The following is a 16,499-nucleotide window of genomic DNA, read 5'->3' as shown; positions in this document are numbered from 1 at the left end:
AATTATTTAAAAATCTTAGTTTGTTTTTTAGTTTTTTTCTTTAATTCTCTTTCTTCTTTTTCAGTAGAAGGAAGCTGATTGCCCTCTTCATCGTGAATAGTGATGTTAAGGCCTAAGCCTCTAAGCTCTTGAACTAATACGTTAAAGCTTTCAGGTATACCCGGAGAAGATATAACCTCACCTTTAACAATAGATTCATATATTTTAGCACGACCTGTCATATCATCAGATTTAACAGTTAAGAACTCTTGAAGCATATTAGCAGCTCCATAAGCCTCTAATGCCCACACTTCCATCTCTCCTAAACGCTGACCACCGAATTGTGATTTACCGCCCAAAGGCTGCTGAGTAACAAGTGAGTAAGGACCTGTACTTCTAGCATGAACCTTATCTTCAACCAAGTGATTAAGCTTAAGCATATACATATAACCTACAGCTACATCATTTTTGAAAGGCTCTCCAGTTCTGCCATCATAGAGTTTTACTTTACCAGTAGGATTTAAACCAGCTGCTATCATAGCATCTTTTAACGCATCTTCTTTAGGACCTTCAAATACAGGACAAGCATATTTTAAACCCATCTTATAACCAGTCCAACCGAGCAACATCTCAATTACCTGACCAATATTCATACGAGAAGGTACACCAAGAGGGTTCAAACAAATATCTACAGGAGTACCGTCCTCTAGATAAGGCATATCTTCTATAGGCATTATTCTAGCAACAACCCCTTTGTTACCATGACGGCCTGCCATTTTATCGCCTTCTTGTATTATACGTTTCTTAGCTAAAAATACTTTTACTACTTCCTCAACACCCGGCTTTAATTCATCACCCTTTTCTCTGCTGTAAACTCTTACATCTATAACGGTACCGTCTTTACCATGAGGAACTCTTAAAGAAGTATCTTTTACATCTCTTGACTTCTCACCAAATATTGAATGAAGAAGTTTGTATTCTGGAGTAACCTCTGTTTCACCTTTAGGGGTTACTTTACCAACTAATATATCTCCAGCTTTTACCTTAGCACCTATTCTTACAATACCTCTTTCATCGAGATTTTTAAATGCAGAATCTGGTACATTTGGTATATCTCTAGTAATATTTTCTTTATCTAATTTTGTCTCACGAGCTTCAACTGAAAACTCTTCTATGTGAATTGAAGTAAATACATCTTCTTGTACTAATCTTTTGCTTAATAGAATAGCATCCTCAAAGTTGTATCCTTCAAAAATCATAAATGCTGCTAAAACGTTTCTACCAAGTGCCAATTCACCATGATCAGTAGCAGGACCATCAGCTAAAAGCCCGCCAGCTTTAACAGTGTCTCCTACATTAACTACAGGTCTTTGATGATAGTTAGTATCTTGGTTAGTTCTTTGATATTTTATAAGTTCATAAACATCATAATCATCATCACTGTTTTGTTTAGTAGGTTTGATAACTATTTCATCATGAACTACTTTTATAACCTTACCAGCTCTTTTTGCATGAACTGCTATTCCTGTTCCCGGCTGACAGATTTTTGCCTCTACTCCAGTACCAACTATAGGTGATTCTGGGAATAAAAGAGGTACACTTTGACGCTGCATGTTTGAACCCATTAAAGCTCTGTTAGCATCGTCATGCTCTAAGAATGGAATAAGTGAACTTGAAAGTGAAACAATCTGCTGAGGTGAAACGTCCATATACTGTACTTGATCTGGTGTAGAATATGGGAATTCACTTCTATATCTTGTAGGAATAAGATTTTCTTTGAATGTTCCATCTTCATTTAAAGGAGCATTAGCATCAGCAATATGATAACGCTCTTCATCATGTGCTGTTAAATATTCTATCTCATCTGTTACTTTACCATTAACAACTTTTCTATATGGAGTCTCTAAGAATCCATGTTTATTTATTTTAGCATAAGTAGCAAGTGAAACTATAAGACCGATGTTTGGACCTTCAGGAGTTTCAATAGGACATATCTTACCATAGTGAGTATGGTGTACGTCGCGAACCTCAAAACCAGCCCTATCTCTTGTAAGACCTCCGGGACCTAAAGCATTAAGTCTCCTTTTATGTGTAATCTCTGATAATGGATTGTTTTGATCCATGAACTGAGATAATTGGCTTGAACCATAAAACTCTTTAATTACTGCTTGTATTACTTTTATACTTACAAGTGATTGAGGAGTTACAGCTTCCATATCCTGCATCTGCATTCTCTCTTTAGCTGCCCTCTCCATTCTTGAAAAGCCTGTTTTTATTTGCGCAGCCAATAATTCACCAACGCTTCTTATACGTCTGTTGCCTAAATGGTCTATATCATCTAATTGTTCTTCATTTATGAAAACTTTTATTAAAAAGCGAATTGTCTCTATTATATCTTTATGTCTTAAAACCTTATCCTGCTCGCTTTCTGGGAAGTTTAATCTCTTGTTTATTTTGTAACGGCCAACATCTCCCAAAGTATATAATTTAGGATCAAATACTAAATCATTACAAGTTTTAACAACGTTCTCAATTAAAGCAGGCTCACCCGGTCTTATAACATTATAAATCTTTGTACAAGCGTCTTTCTGATTTTTTGTAGTGTCTTTATCTAAAGTATGAATTATAGTAACATTATTTTTTATTGCTTCCATATTCAATACTTCAATTTCATCTATACCGCTCATTAAAAGTCTTTCTGCTAAGTTTTGGTTAATAAGTTCGCCTGGATTTAATATGATTTCTTCTGGGTTTTCTTTATCAAATACTGTTGAATATGAGTGTCTTCCTATAAGCTGAGCTTTTTTCTCTTCATCAGAAAGTTTAGACAAAGATATTTTATCAATTTCATAGAATAATTTTAAAATTTCTTCATCAGTTGTGATACCAATAGCTCTTAAAAATACTGTAACAGGAAGTTTTTTCTTTCTATCTATTCTTATATACATTATATCTTTTTTGGTATCAAGTTCAAATTCAAGCCAAGTACCTTTCTCTGGAATAATCTTAGCTACAAACATAGCATCTCTATCACTGCGGTTAAATACAACACCCGGAGACCTATGGATCTGAGAAACAACTACCCTCTCAGCACCGTTAATAATGAATGTACCCCTATCTGTCATAGCAGGTATCTCACCAACAAATATTTCTTGTTCTATTATTCTTTCTGGGTCTCTTACAGTTAATTGTACTTTTATTTTGAATTGATAAGCATAAGTTTTATCTCTTCTTCTAGCTTCTTTTTCAGATATTTTAGGCTCGCCTATAGAATAAGATATAAACTCTATTTGCATCTTTTCATTGCTTGCTACTATAGGGAATATTGAAGTTAAAACCTCTTGTAAACCTTCATTTTTTCTTTTATTTTCAGGAACATCTTTCTGAAGGAAGCTTTCATAAGATTCTTTCTGTATAGCGAGGAGATCTGGAGGCTCTATCACAGAAGCCGAACGTGAAAAGTTTACACGGCCATTCTCCATTCTGTATTTTTTTGCGAATTCTACTCCGCGTTCTTTATATACTTTATTATCTATCTGAATGTTATTAGACATATTTAAGGATCTCCACCATATTTATAACAGTTATTATATATTATTATTTTTTTTATTTTCTTAAGATACGCTAATAAGAAGGGTAGAAAATATATCGTACCCTTCTTAAAATATAATCAAATATTGATGATATTATTTAATTTCAACTTTACCACCAGCTGCTTCTAATTGTTTTTTGATAGCTGCTGCTTCATCTTTAGAAACGCCAGATTTAATTGTTTCGCCGCCTTTTTCTACAGCGTCTTTAGCTTCTTTTAAGCCTAAACCGCTAACTGCTCTAACTTCTTTAATAAGAGCAATTTTTTGAGCTGCATCAAAACCTGTAAGAATAACATCGAAATCGCTTTTTTCTTCATCAGCTGCTGGAGCTGCTCCGCCTGCTGCAGGTGCTGCTGCTACTGCTGCTACCGGCATAGCTGCTGTTACGTTAAATTTTTCTTTTATAGCTTCTACTAACTCATGAAGCTCGATAACTTTCATTTCTTCTATTGCTTGTAATATTTCTTCTTTACTTAAAGCCATTTTTATTCTCCTTAAATGTTTTCTTTAATTTCTTAGTTTTAATTTAATATCAACATATTATGCTGATTTCTTTTTTTCCTCTTCAACGCTGTCAAGCACATAAGCAAGCTCTGATATAACGCTTTGCAAAGTGTTTGCAAAACTTGATATAGGAGACTCGAGTGCTGTAACAAGATGAGAAAGTAGAACTTCTCTTGGAGGTATATTAGCTACAACCTGTACATTAGCAGGGTCTAATAAATCCTCTCCCATGTAACCGCCTTTTATTTTGATTTTATCATTCTTTTTAGCGGCTTCACTAATTACCTTAGCAGCTGATGGCATATCTTCTTTTGCAAATACAACTGCTGTTGGGTTAATAAACATCTCATCTTTTACTTCTCTGCCTAAATCTTTCAAAGCAATGTCTACTAATGAGTTTTTGCATATTTTCATTGAAGAAGAAGTTTTTGCTAATTCGCGTCTTAAATCTGTTAGCTGTGATACTGTTACTCCTCTATAATCGAAGAATACTAAACCAGCACAACTGCCCATACTTTCTTTAAGAGCTGCAACTGTTTCTATATTTTTCTTATTAGGCATATATCCACCTTCTTCTATTTATATTAAACAATCTCTATAAAGCTATTCATATAATGGGATCACAAAATACGACTTCGTTTATAAAAATGTTTATCAGCTAATTATAATTTTATCTTCTTATGATCTATCTTTATACCAACACCCATAGTTGATGTTACACCAACGCTTTTTATATAATCACCTTTTAAATCTGATGGTTTCTTTCTTAATATCTCATCATAAAAAGCTTTGAAGTTTTCGTTTAATTTACTAACGTCCATAGATGCTTTACCTATAGCCATTCTTACAACACCGAATTTATCTGCTCTGTATTCCATTCTTCCAGCTTTAAAACTTTTTACTGCCTGAGCTATATCAAGTGTAACTGTTCCTGTTTTAGGGTTAGGCATAAGTCCTTTTCTACCAAGAATCTGTCCTAATTTACCTACTTCTTTCATCAAGTCTGGTGTAGATATTGCAACATCAAAGTCAGTATATCCGCCTTTAATTTTGCTTATTAAGTCTTCAAAACCTACTTCCATAGCACCAGCATTTTTTGCCTCATCTGCTTTCTCTCCCTGAGCAAATACTACTACTCTTTTCTCTTTACCGAAAGCATTAGGGAATGATAATGTATCTCTTATTGTGTGTTTTGGTAGGATATTAAGGTTGATTGTAACCTCAATAGTTTCATCAAATTTACAGGTAGCATTTTTTTTAGCTAAATCAATAGCATCTTCTACAGAATAGAGTGCTAATTTCTCTACTGTCTTTCTTATAGCGTCGTAACGTTTGCCACCTATTTTCTTTTCTTTTGTTGCCATCTTTTCTTTCCTTTTTCAAACGCGTACTTCCATTTATTATTTATAAATGGTGTTGCCTATTTTAATTTTTTTAATTATTCTACTTTAATACCCATAGCACGAGCTGTACCCGCAACTATTTTCTTTGCTGCTTCTATATCATTAGCTGACATATAAGCCATTTTCTCTTGAGCTATCTCTTCAAGCTGCTTTTGATTGATTGTTGCAACTTTTGTTTTGTTAGGCTCGCCAGAACCTTTTTCAATACCCAATTTCTTCTTAATTAAAGTTGAAGTTGATGTACCTTTAGTAACAAATGTATAAGTTTTATCTTCATACACTGTTATATAAGTGTTTAATAACTGACCTTTCATTTTAGATGTTTTAGCATTAAAATCTTTAACGAAAGCAGCTATTTGTATTTGTTTCTGACCTAATGCAGGTCCAAGTGGTGGAGCAGGTGTTGCCTCTCCGCCGGGTATTCTAACCTTTACAATACCAACTACTCTTTTAGCCATTTTTACTACCTCTTTTTATTATAATTTCTTTACTTTATTAAAGTCTAATTCTGTTGGGGTACTTCTTCCAAATATCTCTATTTTTACTGTAACTTTACCCTTATCAGCATTAACATTCTCTATTAAACCATTTAAACCATTGAAAGGCCCATCTATAACCTGTACCTTCTCCCCTATTTCAAATTCCATTCCTATAAGCTCATTAATGTCGTTTTTGTTTTTAGCTTCTCTATCTTCAAATATGCGGGCAACATCAGCTTCACTTAATGGAGTTGGAATTATATTACCTTCTTCTTTAGTTGTAGCATGACTTCCTATAAATCCTGCTACACCGGGAGTTCTTCTTACCATAGACTGTGTAGCATCATTCATTACCATCTTTACTAATACATAACCCGGATAAAAAAACTCTTCTTTAGTTACTTTTTTACCATTTTTGTTTTTTTGTACAGTTTCAGAAGGTATATATATATCTACTACTAAATCAGACATACCATTTTCTTTAATTCTTTTTTCTAAACGTTCACGAACTTTATTTTCATAACCATGCTGAGTGTGAACTATATACCATCTATAATCTCTAGTCATTTCTTCAGACATACATCACCTACTATATCTATTTTTTCTAATGTATCGTATAGCGAAATAAACCACAAATAATACAACAACAAGAAGTATTAAAGCTAAAGCTATTTTTGATGAAGCTATAGAAGATAATATAGAACCATCCAATAATGCTCTAGTTAAAAATGTTACTATATAATCTGCAGCACCTAAAAAAGCAGCAGACAAAATAAGCAAAATAACAACAACAACTGTTTGATTAAGAACCTCCTGACGAGTAGGCCATACACTTCTCTCAAAAAGCTCTTTCTTTATCTCTTCTAAAGAATTAAATAATTTGTTCTTTTTCTTCTCTGCCATATACAATACCTTAAATTTTAATATTAAATTAAGTAAAAAATCAGGTCAGACAGGAGTCGAACCTGCAACACCCGGTTTTGGAGACCGGTGCTCTACCAATTGAACTACTGACCCAAATATATAAAAAAATTATCTTGAAACTTTCAACTCTCTATGAATAGTATGTTTTCTATCATGAGGACAATATTTTTTTAATTCTAATTTTTCTTGAACGTTTTGTTTATTTTTAGTTGTTATATAATTTTTTCTTTTGCATTCTGTGCATTGTAAATGTATTTGTTCGGTTTTTACTTTATTACCTGCCATTTTTATATCTCCGAAATTTAGACTACTTATATTTTAAGTGGTATTCAATTATATAACTATTTTTCTTTTATGTCAATAGATTTTAAAGCAAATTTTTACAATATTAATATATAATAAAAAATATTTACATAATTTTATTTTTACAGTTTTATTATAAAAAATAATGCTCAAATAATATGAAAAATAAATTATATAAATATATTATAATAACAATAATAATATCAATATTAATACTAATTACTCTATCGATTATAGGTAACTTTAAAAGAACTGCATATATTTCAGATTTTAAAAATATTGTAGAAAATAAATATTCTTTTGCATTTAAATATAAATCAAAAATTTTTAAAAATAATAAAATATATGAAATACAACCAAATACAAACCAAACAATAAAAGATGTAATCTCTATTAAGTTTAAAAATGGAAGTTCATTCGGCACATTAATTACAGATAAAAAATTAAATGAAGATGACAAAATAGAAAATATAGAATATAAATTAAAATTAAAAAAAGAAGTTTTTATATTTTTTATTTTTATAATATTAATATTACCAATACTATATTTATATATAATACCAAATATAATAAAAAACTATAAAACATATATACTTCTTTTAATAATACATACATTACTCTACTTCTCAATAACTAAATTAATTCTGCCATCATTTTCGATGTTAAAATTACAAACCAATGTTTATGATATATTATATTCATATTTATTTATTATAATTGCATATAATCTTTTATATTACATACCCAATTTCATGCATTTAAAAAATCATAGAATAATTCTTACAATACTATTTTGTATTATAACGAACTTCTCTTTTTTTGTAATAGAAATTATAGCATTAAGCGTATTAGATATGGTTGTAGTATTTTCTGATATGCCTAATTTATACTCTTCGCTTATAACAGTGCTCCCTCTATACATGAAAATTATAACAATATTATCTACTATAATATATTTCTCTTCTATAATATTTTTATTATCTCTATTTATACATAATCTATACAGAATGTTTAAAATAAAAAAACTAAATGCAATAATTATGATGTTATCAATCATAGCTATATCATATGTTCTATTTTTAAGACCAAATAAAGTTGACATATGGAGCATAGATTTTTTAAGAAATACAAACAGAAGAGGAATAATATATACTCTCAATTACAGAATAAATTATGACAGAATAAACAATATAAAGCCAAGCAAAGAATTAGTATTAAGCTCTATAGAATTATTAAAAACCTATGAAGAGAAAAGAGATTTATCAAATTTATTATTACAAGAGAGTGAAAATAATAGAGATATATTTTTAATATTTTTAGAATCTTTTTATGATTATTCACATTTTGTAAAGTTATTTAATAAAGATCCATTTCCAAAAGAATATAGAAAATGGGCAAATGCATCTCAAAAAATATCACCAAATGTTAATAACGGAAGTTTTTATGCAAGGCTTTCAGGCCTCACTGCTTCAAGCCCGCTATACCCAAAAACTCAATCAGAAAAAATAGATAAAACTTTAATAGACCTTTTAAATGAAAATGGATACTACACTTTGGCATTAGAAGAAGCACTAAACACATACAACCTTAAAACATTCTACCCTTCAATAGGTTTTAGTAATTCAATATTTGGTTTAAACATCACAAATATAAATATATACTTAAAAACTAATATAAATAATCTTAAAAAACCTCTATTTATATCTGGCTTTACAATTTTAGGACACACAGATTCTCATATAGAAAATGATTTTAATATAGCAGAAAAAAATAAAAAGTTTATGAATTATTTTAATGCCAATGATAAACTACATCTTATAGAAACTATGGACAACTCTGTAATGGCAGCAGTAGAGATAATAAAAATTAGAGACACAATATTAAAACACTCACCAAATGCATTAATAATATTCAAGCATGACCATTTATATCCATACTTAAAAGCAATAGTGCAACGTTCAACTATAGACGAAAATATAAAGAAAAGTTTTTTAGAAGACAATACCCCAAGCCCGCTTCTTATATGGGATGGCACTAACAGAGCATGTAAACCATCTATAAATCTAGTGCCAGAAAATATACCAATGTTTATAGCTATTAACGCTGGAATAACAAATTATAAGAACTCTATTATTTCACTACTCTATAAAGAAGAAATTGATGGATTAATTAGTACATATCATAAATATTATAAAATTACTAACAATTCTTTAATATTAGAAAATAATATTGATGAAAACTCAGAAATTTTTAAATATGAGAACGCACAAAAAATATTGTCTCAAGATATATTTCAAGGTAAGAAATATTATTATGAATTAATAAGTGATTTAGAAAAACCTAATTAAAACTTTAAATGTTTCCAAAGTTCATAAAAATGATTAACAGGTCCATGACCTTTACCAACACTATCAACTTTAGCAGACTCTAAAGCATTAAATAAATAATTCTTAGCTAAAATACAAGCCTCTAATGGTGATTTTCCATGAGCAATATAACTGCAAATAGCAGCAGATAATGTGCAGCCTGTGCCATGAGTGTTTTTAGTGTCTATTCTAACAGCATCAAGAAACTCACTCTCTTTAGAGTTTATGAATAAATCTCTTGAAAGCTCTCCGTCTAAATGTCCGCCTTTAAGCATCACATTTTTTGCTCCCATTTTAAGTATATAATTAGCAGCATTAATCATGTCTTCATCTGTAACAATTTTTTTATTAGTGATATCCTCTGCCTCTGGTATATTAGGAGTAATTACTGTAGAAAGAGGTATAATATATTTCTTTAAGCTCTCAACAGCATCCTCCAAAAGAAGCCTGTCCCCGCTCTTAGCAACCATAACAGGATCAACTATTATAGGTATATTCTTTGCATTATTTTCTAAAAAGCTTGCAACAAGTTTTATTATATCATTATTAAATAGCATTCCTATTTTAATGGCATCAGGCACTATATCGTCAAATATGCAATATAACTGTTCTTCTATAGCCTTAATATCTATTTCATAACAGCTTCTCACCCCTTGAGTATTCTGTACAGGCAATGCAGTCAATACGCACATTCCATAACATCCCAAAGCAGAAAACACTTTTAAATCGGCTTGTATACCAGCTCCTCCAGAACCGTCAAAACCAGCTATTGTTAAAGTCTTAATCATAATAAAAAATCCTAACACTTAAGATATTAAATTTTTTTCTATATATTTATCATATATAAATTTACAAATTACTTTATGGTCAAAAGAAGATATATTTTCAAATAATCCAATATACTCTTTGCCTACTACTTCTATAATATTTAGAGAAAATGTCATCTTATAAGAGCCTATAGACATATAAGTAAGCGGTATATTATATCCTACATTAAGATGAATATTCTCATTTGGTATTAAAAATCTTATTCCCCTCGCAGATACTCCTAATACCATAGCATGCACTATTTGTTTGCTTTCTTCATGTCTAAAAACTATATCATGATTTACATTGTTAATGATAGTATATTTTATTCTCTTAGGAAGCAAATTAGATTTAGATAATAAGCTTGAAAATCTATTAAAAAAATCTTTTTCATTAAACGGCTTAAATAATATTCCAGCTACACCTATTTTAAACATATTAGAAACAAAACCCGGTATAATTTCTGATACATAAATTAAAACTTTAACATTTTTATATATATCATTATCATGCATTTTTTCTAATATATTATTAACTTCTTCATCATAAGGAGAGGTTTCTATAATGGCAATAGAGAAAGGCATTTTTGAACAAGTTGAAAGTATATGTCTTTTATCTTTTACAGCAACAACATCATAGCCTTGCATAAGAAGTATTGTTGTAATATTATCTCTTATAATCCGATTAGAATCGTAAACTAATACCCTCATAAAGCACCTCCATTTGCCTATATATTAATTATAAGATAGTTAAAATTAAAATCAAGAAAAAAAACTAAATTATGCTATAATTATCAAACAGATGTTTAATGCTAATTTAACAATATTAGTAATAATAAATTAAGGGTAACATAATGAAAGAAATAAAAATCACAGATATAGAAAATATAAAAATAGGAAATGCTCAAAATATAGAAGCTGCTACAGGATGTACTGTAATAATATGCGAACGTGGTGCTAATACTTCTCTTGATGTACGCGGAGGAGGACCCGCTTCTAGGGAAAGCGAACTTACAAAACCTTTTGCAACTACAGAAGTTATACATGCAGTACTTTTAAGCGGAGGAAGTGCTTTTGGGCTTGATGCTTCGGGTGGAGTTATGAAGTATCTTGAAGAGAGAGATATTGGTTTTGATGTGGGGGTTACTAAAGTACCTTTGGTTTGTGAGTCTTGTATATTTGATTTGCGTGTTGGAGATTATAAGGTTCGTCCTGATATAGAAATGGGTTATAATGCTTGTATTGATGCTCAGAATAATAATCCAAAGATGGGCAATTATGGAGCTGGTACGGGTGCTTCTGTTGGTAAGATATTGGGGGCTGATTATGCTATGAAATCTGGATTAGGTTTTTATGCTTTAGAAGTTGATGGGGTTAAAGTGGGAGCTGTTGTTTCTGTTAATGCTTTTGGGGACATATTTGATTATGACACTGGAGAGAAATTAGCTGGGCTTTTAAGTGAAGACAAAAAAAAATTTAGAAGCTCTGAAGAAGAATTGATAAAATTAACAAGAGATAAAGAAATATCATTTACAAGCAATTTGGTAGAAAATACAACAATAGGAGCTATTATAACAAATGCTAAGTTTACAAAAACACAAATGGGCAAAATAGCTTCTATGGCTCATAATGGTTTTGCAAGAACCATAAAGCCTGTACACACTACATTGGACGGTGATAGTATTTATGCTATGTCTGTTGGAGATATCAAAGCGAGTATTGATGCAGTTGGAAGTTTGGCTGCTATTGTAATGGGAAGGGCAATTAATAATGCCGTAAAAAATGCTAAGTCAAGTTATGGTTTAAAAGCATATAATGATATTTTTTAATTATTTTTATTAAATTTGTATCTATTTGTATTTAATTGATATATTTAAACTAATGAGAAAAATATTTATTTTTGTATTAATACTTGCAACCTTAGCTTTCAGCAATAATCAATATAAAAACATCGATGATTATGCAGGAATATATTATGGAACATTGATTGCATATTCTGATGCAGCAGGAGAAGTGCATCTACAAAATTTTAAAATAGAAATTTTAAAATCTGGAAATATTATATCTGTAATACCAACATCATTAATAATAGGAATAGATACAGACACAGACGTAGAAGTAAATAAAAAAAATATTATAAGAAAATCAAGCAATCAATACAAAATTGTAGATAATATTACAAAATACATTATACCCAATATATCAACAGTTTCAGCAAATGGAGATATAATACTTAATTTTTATGATAATGGAAACACTTTAGAAGTAATGGGAATCTGTGAAGGAAGCGTAAGCTTTAACATAGAAGCATTCGATAAAACAATTATAGAGGCTAATAAATCTACAAAAGTAAATATTTACGGAACTTTTTATATCACTGAAAAAGTATATGATTAAATAAAAAACTTTTAGTAAACTTAAAGCCCTATAATTTATAATAAATTAAAAACCTAATTCTTCATCTATAAATAATATATGTATTCTATTTTTTATATGGCATTTATTTATAATGACAGTATAAGAACATAATCTCTCTTCTATACCACAATTCTCATTACAAACCATATCCCCTACACTACAAGGATTATTAACTTTAAATCTTATAGAGTTTTGTGAAGCAGCAAAATCTTTAGCTCTCTTTAATGCATCATATTGAGTATTAGCAATTTTATTTCTTCCTACAACTAAATATACTTTTTTTGGTCCGTAAATCATAGCAGCAACCCTATTTCCACTTCCGTCTATAGCAATAACATCACCATTTTTACTTAAAGCATTTGCAGAACATAAATATACATCAGCAGTAAAAGCCTTAATCTCTGCCTCTGCTTTTAACTCTTTATTGTTTCTGTCTACAAAGTTTTTATAACCTTTTAAATCTTCTAATATACCCATTTGATTAACACTAGTACTTCCGCCAAATGTTATAACATCATCTTTTTTTATTTGACTTAATAAAAATTTTTTTGCCTCTTCCTTGTTTGCAAAACTATCAAAAGCAAAACCTTTTTTATTGAAATTTGTTTTTAATATAGCAGATAAATTATTAAAATACTCTTCTTGAATAGTCATAAAAAACTCCATAATATAATGATTAACTTAAATTATACTTAATATAAAAATATTTGTAAATATATATTATTTTTTCTTTTTATATTTGTTTTATATGTTGACTTTTATAATTTTTTATACTATACTCTCATTATTAGTAATTAATATCAATAAGTAATTTATTGTATTAATATAATTAGGTATTTCAAAGGAGGAAAATATGCCTAGTTTTGCAAATCCATTTAATGCGAATGTTGAAAGAAAGATTAGTAAAGAAGAATTAATACAGGCTGTGAGATTGGATATAGCTGGAGAATTAGAGGCTATATATTTGTATGATGCTCATTGTATGGCTACTGATGACCCTGTTGCTAAGGCAGTTTTAGCTGATATTAGAGATGAGGAGAAAGCCCATGTTGGAGAACTTATGGCTCTTTTAAGACATCTAGACCCTAAAGAGGCTGAACATTTTGCTTCTGGAGAAATGGAAGTGAAAGAAATGATGGAAGAGTTAGGAATAAAAGAACCAGATTTATCAGGTCTTACAGTTGGAAGTTTGAAAAAAGAATAATTATTACTATAATAAATAGTATAAAATAAAATTTAAAAAGGAGAATATATGGACTTTTTAGCAAGAGATGGTTCGCCTTTTGACAGCGACTTTTGGAGCAAAATAGATAGAACAGTAATAGAAACTGCAAGCAGAACTTTAATAGGAAGAAGATTTTTAAGTATATACGGACCTTTAGGTTCTGGCAGTATAAGCGTACAATATGATAGAAATGATAGAGAAGAAGTTTTTCAAGATGGTATAGTAAAAACTTCTGGAAGGCATTCTGTGGAACTTCCACAGTTATATCAAGACTTCACTCTTCTTTGGAGAGATATAGAAAACAACGAAAAAAATAAAATGCCTTTAGATTTATCTGTAACATCATTTGCAGCACAAACTCTATCAAATAAAGAAGATGAATTAATTTTTTATGGTAATGAGTTTGTTGGAGTTACTGGAATACTCAACACTAAAGGTGTACAAAAACTAAAAATTAGTGATTGGTCTACTGGTGAAAATCCTTATATTGATATTGTAAAAGCTATTAATATGATTAGAGAAAAAGGAATAGTTGGAAGAATAGTATTAGCTTTGAGTCAGGGATTATTTTTTGACTTACAGAGAATACAGCAAGGTACTGGTATGACTGAAGCTCAAAGAATAACTAATATGATTCATAATCTATTTAATATACCTACAATAAAAGGTAAGAAGGCTGCTATTATATGTGTAGAGCCTCAATATATAGATTTAGCTATTGGTGTTGATATGTCTACAGCTTATTTAGAGCAAAAAGACCTTAATCATACTTTCAGAATTATGGAAACTGTTTTACCTAGAATCAAAGAACCTGAGGCTATTGTTGTTTTAGAATAGTACCCCCGATAATTTTTTAAATGTCCAAAAGCAAAAGTAGGCAATATAGCTTATTTTTGCTTTTTTTATGTAAATATCTAAAATAATAGCATCACTAAAAAAATAGTTACTAATAACTATATCATTTTTTGTAGAAAGCAAATATATTGTATACTAGAAAAGTATATTGAATTGGAGCCTAAAATGAAAAGAGCGTATATTAAAAACATAGCTTATTATGTACCAGAAAAAATATTAGACAATAAATATTTTGAAAGCATATTAGACACAAACAACGAATGGATAGTAACTCGTACAGGTATAGAAACAAGACATATGGCAAGACCAGATGAAACTATTTTTGAAATGGGTATTAATGCCGTTAAGAACTTAGAGAAAAAAGGTGTAGATTTAAAAGAAGTTGATGCGATATTAGTTCCTACTGTAACAAAAGATTATGCCTTTCCATCTATGGCAGGACAATTACAAAAAGCATTAGGACTTAATCATTGTTTTGCTTTAGATTTGTCTGCTGCTTGTTCTGGATATATATATTCTCTAAACACAGCTGCTTCTTTAATAGAAAGCGGACAATGTAAAAATGTACTTATAGTGTCTTCTGAAAAATTAACAAAAGATATTAACTGGAAAGATAGAGGCACTGCAATTCTTTTTGGAGATGCTGCTACAGCTTCATTAATTACAACAAGAGAAGACGGCAAAGGAATAATAGGCATGCATATGCAAAGTGAGCCTGATATGAGTATTGTACTTAATGGCGGAAGTGTTTGCCCTATAAAAGCAGATGATATAGAGGCTCCTGAATATAAAATATATATGGATGGTTCTGAAACTTTTAAGAGAGCTGTTACTGAGTTTTCTAATAGTATAGATAAAGTTTTAGAAGATACTGGAAAACAATTAAGCGATGTAAAATACTTTGTACCGCATCAAGCTAATTTGAGAATAATGCAGGCTGTTGCTAAAAGAATAGGTCTTCCTATGGAAAAGGTTAGTGTTGTATTGAATAAATTCGGCAACTGTTCTTCTGCAAGTATAGGTTTAGCTTTAACCGATGCTTTAGAAGATAACAAAATCAATGATGGAGATTTAGTTCTTCTTACAGGATTTGGCGGCGGATTTACATGGGGCTCTACTTTAATGATTTGGTAACAATAGCTCAAAATACTAATCTGCATTTTTTTGTTATAAATTATATTGAATTCTAAATATTTTTGAATATACTAAAGAATATAACAATGTAAGGAATGTAGAATGTTAGATGTAGCTAACTTATTTATAGTTACAAACAATGATAAGGTATTAGATAAATATCCTAACTATAATATAAAATATATTAATAGTGAATCAATGTATGAAGTCTTTATTACCGCAAGAGATTTGATACATAAAGGATATAAACTCTTAACGCATCCCATGAGCAGCAGTCTCAAAGCTAATCAAACACCTTATAAATCAATTTTAATGCTAAAAAAAAATGACGGTCTAATTTTTGAAGATTTAGAATTAATAGAAAATGCAATAGAAAATTATAATAAATTTATAAAAAATAGGAAATTAACTGATTGGCCAGAAAATATAAAAAATGATTTTAAAACAGTCGATCTATCTTTAATAGAATCTTGTTTCTCCAAAACTTTGCCTCTAAATTAAATATTTAGA

18 protein-coding genes and 1 tRNA gene are annotated in these 16,499 nt (G+C 29.9%); 7 read left to right on the top strand and 12 right to left on the bottom strand.

Features of this window, described 5'->3' with window-relative positions; translation table 11 throughout:
- Positions 1 to 2: 2 nt before the first annotated feature.
- The 9 genes from rpoB to rpmG form a co-directional block, all read right to left on the bottom strand.
- Positions 3 to 3,533, bottom strand: a complete 3,531-nt coding sequence (gene rpoB, locus GQX97_RS07280; RefSeq protein WP_157151284.1) for a DNA-directed RNA polymerase subunit beta — start codon at positions 3,531 to 3,533, stop codon at positions 3 to 5.
- A 132-nt stretch (positions 3,534 to 3,665) separates the two neighbouring features.
- Positions 3,666 to 4,055 carry a 50S ribosomal protein L7/L12 gene (rplL, locus tag GQX97_RS07275; protein WP_014932352.1) on the bottom strand — a complete coding sequence of 130 codons (390 nt, stop codon included), beginning with the start codon at positions 4,053 to 4,055 and terminating at the stop codon, positions 3,666 to 3,668.
- Between the two features lie 57 nt (positions 4,056 to 4,112).
- Complete coding sequence (gene rplJ / locus GQX97_RS07270; protein WP_157151283.1) at positions 4,113 to 4,637, bottom strand: 50S ribosomal protein L10; 525 nt, start codon at positions 4,635 to 4,637, stop codon at positions 4,113 to 4,115.
- A gap of 101 nt (positions 4,638 to 4,738) precedes the next feature.
- Positions 4,739 to 5,440 carry a 50S ribosomal protein L1 gene (gene rplA / locus GQX97_RS07265; RefSeq protein ID WP_157151282.1) on the bottom strand — a complete coding sequence of 234 codons (702 nt, stop codon included), beginning with the start codon at positions 5,438 to 5,440 and terminating at the stop codon, positions 4,739 to 4,741.
- 74 nt (positions 5,441 to 5,514) lie between these two features.
- Entirely contained in the window at positions 5,515 to 5,937 is a 423-nt protein-coding gene (gene rplK / locus GQX97_RS07260) for a 50S ribosomal protein L11 (RefSeq protein ID WP_013244493.1), read from the bottom strand.
- 18 nt (positions 5,938 to 5,955) lie between these two features.
- Entirely contained in the window at positions 5,956 to 6,537 is a 582-nt protein-coding gene (gene nusG, locus GQX97_RS07255; protein WP_157151281.1) for a transcription termination/antitermination protein NusG, read from the bottom strand.
- Positions 6,538 to 6,540: 3 nt separating this feature from the next.
- Positions 6,541 to 6,861 carry a preprotein translocase subunit SecE gene (secE, locus tag GQX97_RS07250; protein WP_157151280.1) on the bottom strand — a complete coding sequence of 107 codons (321 nt, stop codon included), beginning with the start codon at positions 6,859 to 6,861 and terminating at the stop codon, positions 6,541 to 6,543.
- Between the two features lie 41 nt (positions 6,862 to 6,902).
- Positions 6,903 to 6,975: transfer RNA gene (locus tag GQX97_RS07245), tRNA-Trp, on the bottom strand.
- A gap of 15 nt (positions 6,976 to 6,990) precedes the next feature.
- The gene (rpmG, locus tag GQX97_RS07240) at positions 6,991 to 7,167 is read right to left on the bottom strand and encodes a 50S ribosomal protein L33 (protein ID WP_013244490.1); all 177 of its coding nucleotides are present in this window, start codon (positions 7,165 to 7,167) and stop codon (positions 6,991 to 6,993) included.
- 176 nt (positions 7,168 to 7,343) lie between these two features.
- On the opposite strand from rpmG, the gene GQX97_RS07235 reads away from it, so the two are divergent.
- Positions 7,344 to 9,533: a hypothetical protein gene (locus GQX97_RS07235; protein WP_157151279.1), complete on the top strand. Its 2,190-nt coding sequence runs from the start codon at positions 7,344 to 7,346 to the stop codon at positions 9,531 to 9,533.
- Here the strand turns inward: GQX97_RS07235 and thiD are convergent.
- Entirely contained in the window at positions 9,530 to 10,339 is an 810-nt protein-coding gene (gene thiD / locus GQX97_RS07230) for a bifunctional hydroxymethylpyrimidine kinase/phosphomethylpyrimidine kinase (RefSeq protein WP_157151278.1), read from the bottom strand. The genes GQX97_RS07235 and thiD overlap by 4 nt on opposite strands.
- An 18-nt stretch (positions 10,340 to 10,357) precedes the next feature.
- A complete protein-coding gene (locus tag GQX97_RS07225) occupies positions 10,358 to 11,068 on the bottom strand; it encodes a response regulator (protein ID WP_157151277.1) in 711 nt (236 codons plus the stop codon).
- Positions 11,069 to 11,211: 143 nt separating this feature from the next.
- Between GQX97_RS07225 and GQX97_RS07220 the strand changes: the two genes are divergently transcribed.
- Complete coding sequence (locus GQX97_RS07220) at positions 11,212 to 12,186, top strand: P1 family peptidase (RefSeq protein WP_157151276.1); 975 nt, start codon at positions 11,212 to 11,214, stop codon at positions 12,184 to 12,186.
- 52 nt (positions 12,187 to 12,238) lie between these two features.
- Positions 12,239 to 12,754: a hypothetical protein gene (locus GQX97_RS07215; protein ID WP_157151275.1), complete on the top strand. Its 516-nt coding sequence runs from the start codon at positions 12,239 to 12,241 to the stop codon at positions 12,752 to 12,754.
- A gap of 45 nt (positions 12,755 to 12,799) precedes the next feature.
- On the opposite strand, the gene GQX97_RS07210 is transcribed toward GQX97_RS07215, so the two are convergent.
- Positions 12,800 to 13,429, bottom strand: a complete 630-nt coding sequence (locus GQX97_RS07210; RefSeq protein WP_157151274.1) for a lactate utilization protein — start codon at positions 13,427 to 13,429, stop codon at positions 12,800 to 12,802.
- A gap of 199 nt (positions 13,430 to 13,628) precedes the next feature.
- On the opposite strand from GQX97_RS07210, the gene GQX97_RS07205 reads away from it, so the two are divergent.
- The 4 genes from GQX97_RS07205 to GQX97_RS07190 all read left to right on the top strand — a co-directional run bounded on the left by GQX97_RS07205 (position 13,629) and on the right by GQX97_RS07190 (position 16,490).
- On the top strand, positions 13,629 to 13,979 hold the full coding sequence (locus GQX97_RS07205; RefSeq protein WP_013244481.1) for a demethoxyubiquinone hydroxylase family protein: 351 nt from the start codon (positions 13,629 to 13,631) through the stop codon (positions 13,977 to 13,979).
- A 48-nt stretch (positions 13,980 to 14,027) separates the two neighbouring features.
- Positions 14,028 to 14,837: a family 1 encapsulin nanocompartment shell protein gene (locus GQX97_RS07200; RefSeq protein ID WP_157151273.1), complete on the top strand. Its 810-nt coding sequence runs from the start codon at positions 14,028 to 14,030 to the stop codon at positions 14,835 to 14,837.
- Between the two features lie 183 nt (positions 14,838 to 15,020).
- On the top strand, positions 15,021 to 15,989 hold the full coding sequence (locus GQX97_RS07195; RefSeq protein ID WP_157151272.1) for a beta-ketoacyl-ACP synthase III: 969 nt from the start codon (positions 15,021 to 15,023) through the stop codon (positions 15,987 to 15,989).
- A 102-nt stretch (positions 15,990 to 16,091) separates the two neighbouring features.
- The gene (locus GQX97_RS07190; protein ID WP_157151271.1) at positions 16,092 to 16,490 is read left to right on the top strand and encodes a GrdX family protein; all 399 of its coding nucleotides are present in this window, start codon (positions 16,092 to 16,094) and stop codon (positions 16,488 to 16,490) included.
- The last annotated feature ends 9 nt before the right edge of the window (positions 16,491 to 16,499 follow it).

The organism is Brachyspira sp. SAP_772 (assembly GCF_009755885.1).
GTDB lineage: Bacteria > Spirochaetota > Brachyspiria > Brachyspirales > Brachyspiraceae > Brachyspira.
The sequence above is the reverse complement of the archived record's forward strand: the minus strand, read 5'-3'. Positions and strand labels throughout refer to the sequence as shown.

Excerpts from the sequence above, each read along its gene's own strand:
- GQX97_RS07220 (WP_157151276.1), top strand. The coding sequence starts at position 11,212 with ATGAAAGAAATAAAAATCACAGATATAGAAAATATAAAAATAGGAAAT.
- rplL (WP_014932352.1), bottom strand. The coding sequence starts at position 4,055 with ATGGCTTTAAGTAAAGAAGAAATATTACAAGCAATAGAAGAAATGAAA.
- GQX97_RS07195 (WP_157151272.1), top strand. The coding sequence starts at position 15,021 with ATGAAAAGAGCGTATATTAAAAACATAGCTTATTATGTACCAGAAAAA.
- GQX97_RS07200 (WP_157151273.1), top strand. The coding sequence starts at position 14,028 with ATGGACTTTTTAGCAAGAGATGGTTCGCCTTTTGACAGCGACTTTTGG.
- GQX97_RS07235 (WP_157151279.1), top strand. The coding sequence starts at position 7,344 with ATGAAAAATAAATTATATAAATATATTATAATAACAATAATAATATCA.
- GQX97_RS07210 (WP_157151274.1), bottom strand. The coding sequence starts at position 13,429 with ATGACTATTCAAGAAGAGTATTTTAATAATTTATCTGCTATATTAAAA.
- nusG (WP_157151281.1), bottom strand. The coding sequence starts at position 6,537 with ATGTCTGAAGAAATGACTAGAGATTATAGATGGTATATAGTTCACACT.
- secE (WP_157151280.1), bottom strand. The coding sequence starts at position 6,861 with ATGGCAGAGAAGAAAAAGAACAAATTATTTAATTCTTTAGAAGAGATA.
- GQX97_RS07215 (WP_157151275.1), top strand. The coding sequence starts at position 12,239 with ATGAGAAAAATATTTATTTTTGTATTAATACTTGCAACCTTAGCTTTC.
- rplK (WP_013244493.1), bottom strand. The coding sequence starts at position 5,937 with ATGGCTAAAAGAGTAGTTGGTATTGTAAAGGTTAGAATACCCGGCGGA.
- thiD (WP_157151278.1), bottom strand. The coding sequence starts at position 10,339 with ATGATTAAGACTTTAACAATAGCTGGTTTTGACGGTTCTGGAGGAGCT.
- rpmG (WP_013244490.1), bottom strand. The coding sequence starts at position 7,167 with ATGGCAGGTAATAAAGTAAAAACCGAACAAATACATTTACAATGCACA.
- GQX97_RS07205 (WP_013244481.1), top strand. The coding sequence starts at position 13,629 with ATGCCTAGTTTTGCAAATCCATTTAATGCGAATGTTGAAAGAAAGATT.
- GQX97_RS07225 (WP_157151277.1), bottom strand. The coding sequence starts at position 11,068 with ATGAGGGTATTAGTTTACGATTCTAATCGGATTATAAGAGATAATATT.
- GQX97_RS07190 (WP_157151271.1), top strand. The coding sequence starts at position 16,092 with ATGTTAGATGTAGCTAACTTATTTATAGTTACAAACAATGATAAGGTA.
- rplJ (WP_157151283.1), bottom strand. The coding sequence starts at position 4,637 with ATGCCTAATAAGAAAAATATAGAAACAGTTGCAGCTCTTAAAGAAAGT.
- rplA (WP_157151282.1), bottom strand. The coding sequence starts at position 5,440 with ATGGCAACAAAAGAAAAGAAAATAGGTGGCAAACGTTACGACGCTATA.
- rpoB (WP_157151284.1), bottom strand. The coding sequence starts at position 3,533 with ATGTCTAATAACATTCAGATAGATAATAAAGTATATAAAGAACGCGGA.